Genomic DNA, 13,602 nt, shown 5'->3' on the forward strand with positions numbered 1-13,602 from the left:
CAAGACTTTATCATGCTTACTTAAAGTAAGTCAACCGGTTTTTGCCAGTTTTTCTGGCCAAGCATGGTAAAATCAATGATGTACTGCAATTATTCTAAACTAAGGGGCTTACATCTATGAAGACAGCTATTGTTACTGATTCCACTGCTTACCTGACCCCCGAGGAAGCGGCCAAGCATCACATTACCGTCGTCCCGGTCACGATTCATTGGGGAGAAAACACGTACCGCGACCTGATCGACATTTCTTTCACTGACTTTTACGACCGGCTGGTATCCGATCCGGTCCAGCCGACTTCTTCGTTCCCCGCGTTGGGCGAAATGGAAGAGACTTTCAAGAAATTAGCCGCCGAGGGGTACGACAACGTGCTGTGTATCGTCTTGTCCTCCGGCATTTCGTCCTTTGTGGACAATCTGCGCGCGTTCGCAGAACACTTCAACACCATTAAAGTGGTGACCTACGATTCCCACATCACCTGTGCCGGACTGCGCTACATGGATCTGCTGGCGGCGACGATGCTGGAACAGGGCAATGATTTGGATACTGTGGAAAAGGCGCTGGAAGTGATGCGTGACCGGATGGGGGTCCGGTTCATGGTGGATGATCTGGCCCATCTGCGTCGGACTGGCCGCTTGAGCGGTGTTTCGGCCACAATCGGCGGGCTGCTGAAAGTGAAGCCGATTTTGACCATTGATATCCAGGGCGCTGGTAAGATCACGGCGATTGCCAAGGAGCGTCAGGCAAAGAAGGCCTTTGAGCATATTAAAAAAGACTTCGGTGATGCGATCGCCAATGTGGACTATCCAGTCCGGGTCACGGTCTTCGATGCTGATGAGCCGAAGATGAAGGCTGAATGGGTCAAGGACCTGCAGGATTCCTTCCCGCAAGTCCAAGTTGATCAAAGTATCATCGGCCCGGTGATCGGGGTGCATACCGGTAAAGGCACCATGGCCATTATCTGGACCCAGGATTATCAAGACCTAGCAGCAAAGTACGCCCAATAATGCAAAACGCCTCAGCAAATTTAATTGCCGAGGCGCTTTTTGCATCACTGCTTAATGTTCCCAACGTACAAAGTCGCTGCTGTGCCCGCCGAGGTAATCCAGCGCTTCTTCGGCCAGTTTGTCCGTCTCCTGCTTGGCTTGTTCGCCGCCCAGATCATAATAATCCTTGACGAATCCGAGGCCGATCGCATAGAAATTATCCTCTCGGCCAATGCCGTTATCATGGAACAACCCGTCCAACCCCTTCAAATCCGGCTTGGCCGCGCTGATCACTTTTTCGGCCAATTGGTCCAAAGGTACGTCCGGCAATGTTTTATGCGCGTAATTGAATAAAAAGTCGTTCATATCCACAATTGCCTGGTGCCGCGCTTCGCGTTGCTTCTTCTTTGCCATCGTAATCACTCCTATGCTTCGATTATAGCGCACCTCGCCGCCCCAGCGGCTCAGAAAAATAAAAAGACGCTGCCCGACCCCACAACGGCCGGTACAGCGTCTTTGGTTTTAGTCCTGAAACTTGAAAGCCCGAAAGTGCACTGATGCCTTGGTAATTGTGAGATGGCGGCGGGAATGATCTTGTTTTTGTCAGATTCCCAATAGGTTGACAAGATTCTTCGGAAGAAAACTGACAAAATGGTCAACGATGTTATTTATTACTTCCTCTGCCGTGCCCACTAAAGTGGCTCCCAGTGTGGATAGTGCCTTCAGAAGCCATGCCAGTGCTTGCGTTACTGCAATGTCTGGCATGACTTCATTCATCTCGTAAAACAGATCGCCAAGTGTGCGTTCATCCTCGTTTAACCGCTGTTGCCACGCCAACAGGTCATACGTCATCATCACGACGGCCAAATGACCGCAAAGACCGTCATAGCTTTGAACCTGGGACTTGTCCAAACGTAGATACTGCTTGGCTACTTTGAAATAGCCTTCAATCTGCCACCGACGACCGTACATCTGGATAATTTCTTCAGGACGCAAATTAGTTTGGGTCGTAGCTAATACCAGATAACTACTGGCATTCTTCCGGTTAGTCACAAATACCAGCTTCAGTGGGTACGCTACTTGCGTCCCATCATCCAAGTTCACATAAGCTGTGACGATGGGGCTGTACTGATAATTGGTGTGCGTTTGCCGGCGTGAAGCGCAGAACCGTTCGTAGAGATCCTTGACGGAGTAAAGTCGGCCACGATAGCGGTAGTAGATCTTCTTCGTGCGCTTGATCATCCCGATACCGGCTAACCCCATTGTTTTCAAGGTATAGAACATCCGCGGTGAACTGAACCAACTGTCGAAAAGTACGTAGTGAGCCGGAATATGATTTGCCAGAGCCTGCGTTAGCAGTTCTACCGAGACGTCATTCATTTTGCCTTGGGCTTGAACACGGCGTTGACCAGCAATTGACCGGCCACTGGTAGTTTTAGCTGGGCTCCCCAGTCGCTGGGCAGCACTCTTAGAGGACATCAGCGCATAATCCACTGGTAACAGGGTGTTACCATCGCTCCAAGCCAAAGTGAGTGCCCGGAATCCGCGTTGATAGACATGATCGTCGTGGTTAAACACACGGGCAAGCAGTTCTGTCTTGGTGGAATAATCCCGTGCAAAAAGGGTATCATCCAGAATAAACGCGAATCGTCGGCGGGCATCAATGTATGGTCGTAGATGTTTAATAATCGCGGCCCCAACCAGACAAGTCAGTCGTTGCCAATTGATACGGCCATCGTTCAGATCATTACGGACCGTCCGAATCGTACAATCCGGATCGGGCATCGCTCGGTAAAGGGAACGGCCCAAAAACTTGGTTTGGATCAGCCATGCCAGCACCTTGGTCAGTGAAATTGATGAGCGTCTTCTAAAATTCGCCTTTTTTGTCAGCTTGCTCAAGCCCACGAGTGACGAAAAACGAAGAATGATGTTCTTAAGTCCCAATTCAGTCCGTGTATGTTCTATAATATTCATGGCGCGTCTCTCCTCTGTATCAGATTTTTGGTCGAATCAAGTATACAACGCAGGAGAGTCTGCGCTTATTTTTGTGCCAAAAAAGCCAGGAACCACGCATGTTTAACGTGATTTCCAGCTTTCAAGTTTCAGTTTAGTCACAAATTATTGAGCAAGGACCTGCTGAATCGCATATTGTTTAATCCGTTTCATGCCTTTTCGGGTGTTAAGGAAGACGGTGCGCCGTTCAAAGTAGGGCTTCACAGTCCCATTTTCAAAGCCCGTCACGATACCACCCAAGGTCCGGTGGTCGATGGTCTTGATCTTGACCGGTGCCTCATTTTGCAGCGACTGGTCGAGAATAGTAGAAATTTCTTGAAGATCTTGACGATGTGCCATAATCTCATCCACCCTTTCGAAACGATTGCAGTGCATCGGTGTAACCGATATCACTGTAGCTTTATTATACCACGCTGAGGGATGAGAATAGGGAAATCCAGCCCGGCTTTAGTCTTCCTTTACCGGGTCGCTTAACGATGTGACCAGAGCCTTGGGTTGTTTCCAATCCGGTTTGCCCCAGTACTGGAAGAAATCGACCCGCATCGCGCCGTTGTAAAGTTTCCGACGCTTCGTGGCCTTAGCCCCATACAGATTTTCGAAAGCCAGATCGCTGGTCAGGAAGTATTTGCTCCAGGTGGTCAGGGGCCGGAACACGTCGCCCATTTGTTTGTACAGCTCATGGACGCCAGCCGCATCAGAAAGCCGCTTCCCGTATGGCGGGTTGGCGACAATCACCCCGTTGGGCACACTGGTCTTGAAATCCTTGACGGCCAGCTGCTTGAAGCGAATGTCGTGCAGTACCCCTGCCTTCTGGGCGTTGGTGCGGGAGAGCTCGACCATGTTCTGGTCGATATCCTGGCCGAAAATCATCAGCGGATCATTCTTTTGGCCGGCCACCGCTTGTTCTTTTTGGGCCGCAAATTCTTGGGGATCAAAGACTTGGAATTCTTCGAAGGCAAAGTGCCGCTGGATGCCGGGGGCAATATTTCGGGCCAGTAACGCCGCCTCAATGGGAATTGTGCCGCTCCCGCAGGTCGGGTCCAAAAACGGCATGTCTTCCGGGTGCCAGCGGGTCAACAGCACCAACGCAGCCGCAAAATTTTCCTTCAACGGAGCCCCGGCGGATTCTGCCCGATACCCGCGCTTGAAGAGACTCTCACCAGTGGTATCCAGCGTGAGCCGAACCTCATCCTTGGTGATCCGCACATCAATGTGGTAGGTCGAGCCAGTTTCGGGCAGCCGCGTGCGCCGGTGGTAATAGGTGCTTAAGCGCTCCACGATGGCCTTTTTGGCGATACTTTGAATATCAGGTTCACTGTGCAGCTTCGACTTGACCGCCTTGGCCGTGACCGGGAAATGGGCCGTCATCGGCAGCCAATCTTCCCACGGAAAGGCTTTGACACTTTCAAACAAGTCGTCAAAAGTCAGGGCCTTGAATTCTTTCAGCACGATCAAGATGCGATCTGCGCTGCGCAGCCAGAGATTGGTGCGGTAAACGTCAGCCATGGTGCCTTCGAAAGCCACCCGCCCGGTTTCGTTGTGGGTCTGGTAGCCCATATCCATCAGTTCTCGGGCGGTGACGGCTTCGAAACCGCCGGCCATGGCGGCCATTAATTTGTATTTTGTTGCCATATTTTTTTGTGTTTCTCCTCTGCTGGTTGATCGGTTTTTAATAATATAGATGTTTTGTTTCTGAATTGGGCAGGTCCAGTTTTTCAGCCTATCTAGTGCCAAGTGCGGAGCACTTGGCACGGGTTCGAAGAGGTGTCTTCCGCTTAAACGGGCTCAAGCGGCCAGAAGCTAGGGCGTAAGACAAAGCGGGCCAAAAACCTAAGGGCGGGTTTTCGGCCCGCTTTGTCTTACGCCTACGCTTCTGAACGGCCGCTTTCGCTCTCTGTATGCAAAAAGCGACTGGCAGATCGCTCTGAACCAGTCGCTGACATGTGGTCTCTATAAGCCATGTTCCGTTCCAAGACGGGTGTCGGCCGTCTCTTCAGTAATCATCTATCTGCACCGAAGTGCTCCCATGTCCAGTTCAGTTCCCTCATGGGACGCCCCTACCAAAAAGTTTGGGTTACTCGCTCGCGGGGTTTACCCGTTCCAACCCGTCTGTTTCCAAACGGGATCGTCACTGTGGCACTTTCAAAGACCGCCGCATAGATCCGAGGACCCTTAGCTTAAGTCTTGCCGTTACGCCGAAGCGTACCGCCGCTTATTGGGCGACGCACGAACACTACAGGCATCGCAGCCTGTGCGGGCATGGACTTTCCTCAGCCAAGCTAACTTGACCGCGATTACTCAAGACCACGATTAATTATCATACACCATTGGTATGCCGGTGTCCACTGGCTTTACTGCTGGGGTTGTTGCGGCCGATAGCCGTTGTTGTTTTCGCCATTGGCCGACTGTTCCGGTCCGTTTTGGGGCGCTGGGTTGCTGGGACGCGGATTGCCGTACGGAGCATTATTCGGTTGCGGGGCGGGCTGGCCGCCATTATTGGCCGCCGGACCGTAGTTGCGGTATTGCGTACCGCCGCCCTGATAGGGATTTGGTTCATTGCGGGGCGCCGCGGACTGCTGCGGTTGACCGCTTTGCTGCTGAGCCGGCCGCGGTTGGCTGGACTCTTGAAACGGGCTGCCGCTGGCGAACGACGGTTCCGTGCTTGGTTTAGGTGCCGGACCATAACCCGCCGGCGCGGCCGATGGATTCGGCTGTTGCGGCTGCGGTGCGGAGAACCGCGGCGCCGTATAAGAGCGCGGCATACTCGGCGTGGTGTTGGCCTTGCTGGCACCAAAGACGTGCCGTTCCAAATTAGAGATCCGCTTCAAAATATCGTAATTTGAAACATTGCTGCCCGGATTAGCGGCACCGGCCACAGCCGGACCGCCCTGGGCATTCATCTGTTTCGTCAATTCATCGATCCGGGACTTCAACCGGTTATTTTCCTGTTGAAAGGCCTTGATCTGCTCATTATATGTTTCGTAGTCCTTGATGACGAGATCAAGATAATTGTCGACCTCTTCCACGTCATAACCGCGCATCTTATGACCAAAGTCTTGATTCACAATATCCGTCGGGGTCAGGTTCAACCGCCGGTTTTGCGGCGCATTGGTCCCGCCCTGCCCGGCTTGTGCTTGATTATTCCGATTATCCATTCTTATCCACCTCGTAATTCAACTAAAAAACCCACAGCAAGTATGTTGTCCCTTTCAGTATAGCAAAGTGCCGGGGTGAGAGAAAGGCAACCGGGATTTCTTATGTCCTTATTCGTCCCATTGATCCGGCCGCTGGCTCTCCTCATACTCATTGGCGGCATCCTGCAATGTATAAAAATCGATTAATTCCAGCGGATAAGGCCGCGTTTCCTGGTATTTCGTTATAATGTCGTAATCGTATTTCGGCTTGCCCTCTTGCTCCGTATCGTAAATCAGGATGGCACCGTCGGTATGGCCCAGCATGAACTGCTGGTATGCTTGCAACTGGCGCCAGCTTTGGTAGGTCGCTGAGGTGACGCTAGCGGAAAAATCCGCCTGACTTTTCAGGGCCGCCAAATGGCCCTGATTTTCTTCGTTCCATTTCTGCCCGAAATCCGCAAATGGCAGCATCATTGCCGCTTTGGGCAAGCCAATGTCGGCTTTAATGGCCAGTGCGGTCTCCAAGGCCCACTGCTCGACGCCCAGCTGGCCGCCGGTGATCACCCAGCGCAAGCCGTCGTCGACATACCGGCGCAGGGTACGATCTAATAAATACTTAATTACTTTGAGTTTCGGGTCCTGAGCGCCATAAACGCCGAGTTCATAGCTGCGGTAACCCGTGATCCACACACGTTCCAAACTCTCGTTCCCTTCTCCTGTACAAATTATGCCCGCGACTTGGTATAATAAGCTCACAGGCAGGTGTTATCGATGACGATCTCGTACCCTAATGGTAAGAAATATCTCGCGCCAGCGCAAGATTCTCCGACGCCGGTGAAAAAAAACGAGAATGACCATGTAATTTTCGGCAAACGGGGCATGCGGCTGGAGGACGCGATCAATGAAAGCAACGACTATTATCGCGTTCATGATCAAGCTGTGGTGTATAAGAAACCCACGCCCGTGCAAATTGTGCATGTGGATTATCTCGCCCGTTCCCAAGCCGTGATCAAAGAAGCCTATTTCCGCACACCCTCCACCACCGATTACAACGGGGTGTATCGCGGCTACTATCTGGACTTCGAAGCCAAACAAACCAAGAATAAACAGTCCTTTCCCTTGAAGAACTACCACCAGCACCAGATCGATCATTTTCGCCGGTGCTTGGCCCAAGACGGCATCTGCTTTACGCTGATGCAGTTTGCGGATCCTGAGACGGTCTATCTCTTTCCGGCGACGACGCTGCTGGCTTACTGGGACCAGTATCAAGGCCGGCACTCGATTCCGCGCAAAGAAGTCGCTGCCGCCGGGTTTGAGCTGACTGTCGGCTTTGCCCCGCCAATTCCCTATCTTGACGCTGTGGATGCCCTGATTACCCGGACAGAAGCACAAAAATAAAGGAACGATAAATTAGATGAGTGATAAAGAACAACCTGAATTACGGCGGCAGCACCAGCCGAAAAAACGGCATCCGATCCGCCGCTTTTTCAAGTGGCTGGCAATTCTTTTGGTCACCGTGCTGCTGGCCGGCACGGCGCTTTTTGCGTACTACGCGAAGGACGCCCCGGCCATTACCCAAGATGATCTGCAAAGCGGCGGCTCCTCCATCATTTACGGCGCCGATGGCAAGCAGCTCACCCGCTTGGGCAGTCAAAACCGGACTTACGTCACCGGAGATAAGATTCCCCAGCAATTGAAGGATGCCGTGGTGTCCATCGAGGATCGCCGTTTCTACCAGGAATTTCTGGGCGTGGATCCCCTGCGAATCGCCTCCGCCTTCGTCAACAACGTGACCACCGATTCGCTCCAGGGCGGCAGTACCATTACCCAGCAGTTAGTCAAATTGACCGTTTTCTCCACTAAAGCATCAGATCAGACGTTGCGGCGCAAGGCCCAGGAAGCCTGGCTGTCTTTCAAAGTAACCCGGGATTATTCGAAGGATCAGGTGCTGGAATTCTACATTAACAAAGTGTACATGGGTAATGGCATTTATGGTATGGCCACCGCGGCGAAATATTACTTCAATAAGGACTTGAGCCAGCTGTCCATCGCCCAGACTGCTACCCTGGCCGGCATGCCCCAGGCGCCGGAGTCCTATGATCCATACAAGGACCCCAGTAAGGCGACCAACCGCCGCAATCAGGTGCTGAATGCCATGGTGACTAATAAGAAAATCACTGCCCAGCAAGGCGCCGCGGCGAAGGCTACGGCCATCACCGATGGCCTGCAGCCGAAGGAAAGCCACCAAAGTAACGATACCACGGATTTAGTGCTGGACCCGTATTTGAAGCAGGTCATTGATGACGTCAAGGCCAAGGGGTATAACCCCTATATCGATAATCTGAAGATTTATACCAATGTGGATTATGATGTCCAGAAACAGCTTTATGATTTGGCCAACGCGGATGGCGGAGTATTTACCAACAATCTAATGCAAACCGGGGTGGCCATTACCAATCCGAACAACGGCCAGGTGGTGGCGATGCTTGGCGGACGGAAACTCGGCAATGTGCGCCTGGCCTTGAACCGAGCCGTCACCGCGGACCGGAGCAATGGCTCAACGATGAAGCCGATCATGGATTACGGGCCGGCAATTGAATATCTGAATTGGCCAACTAGCGAACCGGTATCCGATACCGCCTACACCTATCCGGGGACGGACATTCAATTGTACGATTGGGACCGCCAGTACATGGGGCAAATGACCATGCGTCAGGCGTTGGTCCAATCCCGGAATGTGCCGGCAATTCGGACGCTGGAGAAAGTCGGTCTATCCCGGGCATCTACCTTTGCCAGCGGTTTAGGCATCAAGATTCCCAGCACGGCCGGTTTATCCGTCGGTATCGGCAGCGACGTCTCCCCGCTTCAGCTTTCTGCCGCATACAGTGCCTTCAGCAATGGCGGCACTTATTACGAACCGCAGTACGTCAATAAAATCACGACGGCCGACGGCGTGGACCATACGTATTCTGCCGCCCACCGCCAGGCTATGAAGGCCAGTACGGCATACATGATCACTGATATGCTCAAGGGTGTCTTCACTAGCGGCACGGCCACTGCGGCCAATATCAGCGGCCTCTATCAAGCCGGCAAGACCGGGACTACCGACTACGACAGCACGACTCTGGCCAATAATTCCGCGTTGAATAATACCGTGCGGGATTCTTGGATGGCCGGCTACACCCGCCACTTCTCTGTCGCCATTTGGACAGGATATGATCAGGCTAATAAACGCGGCCTCGCCGGCAGTGAACAAAACACGGCGATCCTCTTCTATCGCCAAATCATGAGTTATCTGGCTGAAAAGCAGACCAACACCGATTGGAAGAAACCCAGTGATGTCGTCCGCTCTGGTCAGGAACTCTACATCCGCGGGACCCAACCAGCGGCCACTGTGACACCGGGGTCTTCCTCCAGTTCGGAAAGCCAGCGTAATGACGGTTCCGCCGCTGAAGATGGGTCAGCCCAGAACAGTTCCAGCAGCAGCGCATCGTCCGGCACTGGTCCGGGGGCAGAATCGTCGTCCGCCAGCAGTACGACTGAAAACCAGCCCGGAACGGGCACCGGTACGGATCAAGGACAAGACGGTACCGGCACCGGTACCGACCAAGGTCAGGGCGGCGCGGCCAGTTCGTCGAGCACCAATACCGGTGGAACGGGCGGTACGACCACCCCGCCGGCTGAAAGCAGCAGTAACAGTAATAATCAAGGCGGCGGACAAACGCCGTAAAGTTAAAATCAATATCCTAATAATGCGAAGAAGCCGATCATTTTCTCGTAGTCAAGTTCAAATGGACTTGGTGCGAGAAAAATGATCGGCTTCTGTTGATTACGGCTAGGTTAGCGAGGGCTTTACTTTCTTACGACTTGTCCTCAATGAAATGCCAAAAGCAACTAAAGTGGCAACTGCCAACAACCCGCCCAATAAAACAAAAGTCTTAGCCCCAATCGTGTCATTGGTAATCACAGCGAGCAGTTTAATACCATATGGAGCTAACAGTGCGCCTGAGTTTGTACCGACCAGAAATATTGACGCCGTCAAGGTTTCCGAGTTAGGCGATGCGACTTTGGACACATTATTGAACATGTGCGCAGCAATCAAAGGGTAAGCAACGCCAAAAATCCACGCGCCGGTCAACGTGACTGCAAAACTACGGGAGAATGCCATGATCAGAACCCCAACCGCTAGGAAGGCCAGCCCAATCGGTAGGACAAAATGACCGATCACTTTATAAATCTGACCATAGAGGATAGCCGCAATCACTCCTAAAATTGTCATGGACCCAGTAATCATCCCAGCATTAGCAGCAGTGCCATATTTCAAACCGGTGACGATAAACGGTAAATGAACAATAATCGCAATGTGAATCATCACGAGAAAGAAGAAAAAGAGTGCCAATCCGGCTACTTTAATATTGATGTGCTGCTTGGGCCGTTTACCGTTGGCTTGGTTCTTCGCGCTGGCTGGATTCTCTGGTTCCGGCACCGTAGTGTAAAAAATAATCAAAACCACGTAAGCCATGGCATAAACCCAGAAAGTAGCATGCCAGTTAATTGAGATCAAATAACTGGCAATGAAGAGCAGAAATGATTGGCCCAGATTTTCAAAAGCACTGCGAAAGCCCATCAAATTAGCTTTCTGCTTGTCCTTGTACAAGAAACCAATCATACTGACTGCCAAGGAATTAAACATCCCTAACCCCACCCCTAGTAATAAACGAGATGCAAAAATGATCGCAAAACTATTGGTGAAGACCGGAATGATCCCCGCTGTTCCAGCAATTAGCAAACCAATCGCGGTAGTGTTTTTGTTGCCAATTTTTTCAGCGATAAAGCCGCTCAATAAGACCATGATCATCACCGAAAATGCGGGTAAAGTGGCCAGCAGTTCGATAGATGATTGGCTGACATTAGTAAATTGCTTTTCCATCGCGGGCAGGCTGACAGACATCACATAAGCGGAGGTCAGCACCAAGGAAATCGATAACAAACCAAATTCAGTGAGTAATGAACGGGCACGAGTCATTTGAATCCCTCCTAACGGGGTGCAACTCTTTTAATTAAAAACAATGCCGACGAGAAATCAAAGCTGTGTTTCTGGTCAAAACTTGGATCGCGAGCCTTTCGAATATCGAATAGTTGGGGAATAAACAACCCGGCGGACATCAATTCATCCCCGCCATACTGGCCCTGGCCGTTGATCGTGTAAACTGCTTGGGGATCAAGCCCGGTAAACTTTAACCAGTGATAATCTGGGTTGGGTTCGGCTAAGACTTGATAACGGGCAGCGATTGCTTCCGTTCCGTCTGGACTGATGACCATCCAAGCGGTGACGTTGCCATCATTGGCATAGGGGCTCACCAGTCGGATGAATTTTCCGTGCTGCAGTAAAGTCCGATGGGTCTTATAAAAACGAATCTGATCTTTAATGGTTGTTTCGTCTGCCAAACTCAGTTTGGTAATATCCAACTCATAACCTAACAAACCAAAATAAGCTACCTCGGCCCGTGTCTTCAAACTAGTGATCCGGCGAGTTTGGTGATTGGGCACGGCTGACACATGGGCCCCCATTGTACTTAGCGGGTAAACTAGTGAGGTCCCCCACTGAATTTTCAACCGCTCCATTGCGTCTGTGTCATCGCTGGTCCAGGCTTGCGGTGCATAGTACAGCAGGCCCGGATCAAACCGACCGCCCCCGCTTGCACAGGATTCAAATAAAACATCCGGGAAAGCGGTAGTTAACCGTTCATACAATTGATAGACGCCCCGAATATAGCGGTAGCCCAGCTCTTTTTCGCGTTCTGGCGGCAGTGCCAGACTGTATAATTCAGTGATATGGCGATTCATATCCCACTTAATATAATCCAACTGGGCCTCTTGGATTGCCTGACTCATTGCCCTGTACAAATAATCAATAACTTCTGTCCGGGAGAAATCCAGGACAAATTGATTTCTTGACGGTGTCATCCGCCGAGTAGGGACGTGAATTACCCAGTCTGGGTGGGCCTTGTACAGATTGCTTTCCTGGGAAACCATTTCCGGCTCAAACCATAAACCGAATTTCAGGCCCAAACCATGAATTTTTTTGCTCAACCCCGCCAAGCCATTGGGCAGCTTAGCCAAGTTGGCCTCCCAATCACCAAGCGAGGTCGTCGCATCATTACGCTTGCCAAACCAGCCATCGTCTAAAACAAGCAGTTCAATACCTAACGCTTTGGCCTTCTCGCCTAGCGCAACCAGCTTTTCCTCATTGAAATTGAAGTACGTTGCCTCCCAATTGTTGATCAGAATTGGACGATTCTGATTGACCCACCGTTGGGGTAAAAGATGGTGGGTCAGGAATTGATGGAAGTTATCGCTCATGCCATTCCAGCCCTGATCAGAATACGTTAAGATGCCCTCTGGTGTTTGGAAAGACTCCTCTGGAGCCAATTGCCACACAAAATCAAATGGATTAATACCCATGGTCACCCGAGTTGTGTCGTAATAGTCCACTTCCGCTTGAGCCAAAAAGCTGCCGCTATAGATTAGGCTAAAACCGTATACAGCACCATTAGCGTCATCAATTTGTTTGGATCCGAGGGCGATGAACGGGTTTTGTTGTGCAGAACTGCTATTGCGGGTGCTGCTGACGGACTGAATACCCCGGGTCAGCGGCCGATGATACAGATGCCGCTCGCGAGCCCACGCTCCCGATAGTTGATACAAGTCGAAGCAGCTGCTGGGCAGATCAACAGCGAAACTGCCCGCGGCGTCCAAAGTAACTGAACCAGTGCCTGTATTTGTGAAGGCAGCGCTCCGTACAATGACGTCTTGATGGGGAAACACACTATAATTTAAAGCTAGAGAAAGTTTGGCCGTTTTATCTTCAAGATAGACAGTCAAAGTTTCTACATCGTCTTGGTCACCGTCACTAAACGCTGAGGGGAAATGCGGCAAGGCCGTTTTTCCCCTGACAATGGCATAATGGTCATATTGAAATTCAGAAATGCGTGATCCATCAGGGTAAGTGATTTGATACGCTGGATAGCGAAAATCGCCATGACCATAACTGGGATATTCTTGTTTCAAATTATCCAGCGAAAATTCCGGCGTGTCCGGCCGCAGGACGGGCATAACCATCCGAAACTCATTGGCTTCTAAATTGGCATAATTTGGCCAAGCGAGCTTCGGACCATAGTACACATGACCAAGATCGCCGCTTTCTAAGACATTAAACAAATAACTTGTGTGATCAGTGGTGAGTTCAAAGTGATGATCTGGAGTGACGAAAATCCCCATTTCTAATTACCTCCCTTTAGGAGTGACAAGGGTTTGCACCATTGCCGAGACGGTAGCCAAGTATTCGGTGCTGTTAATAAAGCTTTCATTCGAGGTGGGAACATTTTGACGTGACTAGTGTAACCGCTAACATTTATTACCGTCAATAATTATGCCTGTTCACACATTAACGCATTATGGCGTGGCAATCT

General features: G+C 51.2%; 10 protein-coding genes, 1 other RNA gene and 1 pseudogene. 3 read left to right on the forward strand and 9 right to left on the reverse strand.

Going from position 1 to position 13,602, the window contains the following annotated elements; translation table 11 throughout:
• Positions 1–116: 116 nt before the first annotated feature.
• Positions 117–1,004: a DegV family protein gene (locus FMM01_RS04425; RefSeq protein WP_150391762.1), complete on the forward strand. Its 888-nt coding sequence runs from the start codon at positions 117–119 to the stop codon at positions 1,002–1,004.
• A gap of 51 nt (positions 1,005–1,055) precedes the next feature.
• On the opposite strand, the gene FMM01_RS04430 is transcribed toward FMM01_RS04425, so the two are convergent.
• From FMM01_RS04430 to FMM01_RS04460, 7 genes and pseudogenes are all read right to left on the reverse strand, one after another.
• Positions 1,056–1,397, reverse strand: coding sequence for a hypothetical protein (locus tag FMM01_RS04430; RefSeq protein WP_027827460.1), 342 nt, complete (start codon positions 1,395–1,397; stop codon positions 1,056–1,058).
• 189 nt (positions 1,398–1,586) lie between these two features.
• Positions 1,587–2,957 (reverse strand): IS4 family transposase, encoded by a 1,371-nt coding sequence (locus FMM01_RS04435; protein WP_150391763.1) that lies wholly within the window; start codon positions 2,955–2,957, stop codon positions 1,587–1,589.
• A gap of 144 nt (positions 2,958–3,101) precedes the next feature.
• Positions 3,102–3,335, reverse strand: coding sequence for a hypothetical protein (locus FMM01_RS04440; protein ID WP_027827461.1), 234 nt, complete (start codon positions 3,333–3,335; stop codon positions 3,102–3,104).
• Between the two features lie 108 nt (positions 3,336–3,443).
• Positions 3,444–4,628 carry a THUMP domain-containing class I SAM-dependent RNA methyltransferase gene (locus FMM01_RS04445; protein WP_146993711.1) on the reverse strand — a complete coding sequence of 395 codons (1,185 nt, stop codon included), beginning with the start codon at positions 4,626–4,628 and terminating at the stop codon, positions 3,444–3,446.
• 316 nt (positions 4,629–4,944) lie between these two features.
• An RNA gene (gene rnpB, locus FMM01_RS04450) (RNase P RNA component class B) lies at positions 4,945–5,302 on the reverse strand.
• 462 nt (positions 5,303–5,764) lie between these two features.
• Positions 5,765–6,085, reverse strand: a pseudogene (gene gpsB / locus FMM01_RS16420) (cell division regulator GpsB); the annotation flags it as partial.
• A gap of 174 nt (positions 6,086–6,259) precedes the next feature.
• Entirely contained in the window at positions 6,260–6,829 is a 570-nt protein-coding gene (locus FMM01_RS04460; RefSeq protein ID WP_027827462.1) for an SLOG family protein, read from the reverse strand.
• Positions 6,830–6,901: 72 nt separating this feature from the next.
• Here FMM01_RS04460 and recU point away from each other — a divergent pair, with 72 nt between their 5' ends.
• Entirely contained in the window at positions 6,902–7,528 is a 627-nt protein-coding gene (gene recU / locus FMM01_RS04465) for a Holliday junction resolvase RecU (protein WP_150391765.1), read from the forward strand.
• A 16-nt stretch (positions 7,529–7,544) separates the two neighbouring features.
• Positions 7,545–9,860 (forward strand): PBP1A family penicillin-binding protein, encoded by a 2,316-nt coding sequence (locus FMM01_RS04470; protein WP_150391766.1) that lies wholly within the window; start codon positions 7,545–7,547, stop codon positions 9,858–9,860.
• Between the two features lie 105 nt (positions 9,861–9,965).
• Here FMM01_RS04470 and FMM01_RS04475 read toward each other — a convergent pair whose 3' ends face one another.
• Both FMM01_RS04475 and FMM01_RS04480 read right to left on the reverse strand, forming a co-directional pair.
• Positions 9,966–11,156, reverse strand: coding sequence for an MFS transporter (locus FMM01_RS04475; RefSeq protein WP_146993707.1), 1,191 nt, complete (start codon positions 11,154–11,156; stop codon positions 9,966–9,968).
• 11 nt (positions 11,157–11,167) lie between these two features.
• The gene (locus tag FMM01_RS04480; protein WP_150391767.1) at positions 11,168–13,411 is read right to left on the reverse strand and encodes an alpha-galactosidase; all 2,244 of its coding nucleotides are present in this window, start codon (positions 13,409–13,411) and stop codon (positions 11,168–11,170) included.
• Positions 13,412–13,602: the final 191 nt, after the last annotated feature.

Source organism: Schleiferilactobacillus harbinensis (assembly GCF_008694105.1).
Lineage (GTDB): Bacteria > Bacillota > Bacilli > Lactobacillales > Lactobacillaceae > Schleiferilactobacillus > Schleiferilactobacillus harbinensis.

What these genes read in the sequence shown, in the direction of transcription:
- FMM01_RS04475 (WP_146993707.1), bottom strand. Translation starts at nt 11,156, where the DNA reads ATGACTCGTGCCCGTTCATTACTCACTGAATTTGGTTTGTTATCGATT.
- FMM01_RS04470 (WP_150391766.1), top strand. Translation starts at nt 7,545, where the DNA reads ATGAGTGATAAAGAACAACCTGAATTACGGCGGCAGCACCAGCCGAAA.
- recU (WP_150391765.1), top strand. Translation starts at nt 6,902, where the DNA reads ATGACGATCTCGTACCCTAATGGTAAGAAATATCTCGCGCCAGCGCAA.
- FMM01_RS04435 (WP_150391763.1), bottom strand. Translation starts at nt 2,957, where the DNA reads ATGAATATTATAGAACATACACGGACTGAATTGGGACTTAAGAACATC.
- FMM01_RS04440 (WP_027827461.1), bottom strand. Translation starts at nt 3,335, where the DNA reads ATGGCACATCGTCAAGATCTTCAAGAAATTTCTACTATTCTCGACCAG.
- FMM01_RS04445 (WP_146993711.1), bottom strand. Translation starts at nt 4,628, where the DNA reads ATGGCAACAAAATACAAATTAATGGCCGCCATGGCCGGCGGTTTCGAA.
- FMM01_RS04480 (WP_150391767.1), bottom strand. Translation starts at nt 13,411, where the DNA reads ATGGGGATTTTCGTCACTCCAGATCATCACTTTGAACTCACCACTGAT.
- FMM01_RS04425 (WP_150391762.1), top strand. Translation starts at nt 117, where the DNA reads ATGAAGACAGCTATTGTTACTGATTCCACTGCTTACCTGACCCCCGAG.
- FMM01_RS04430 (WP_027827460.1), bottom strand. Translation starts at nt 1,397, where the DNA reads ATGGCAAAGAAGAAGCAACGCGAAGCGCGGCACCAGGCAATTGTGGAT.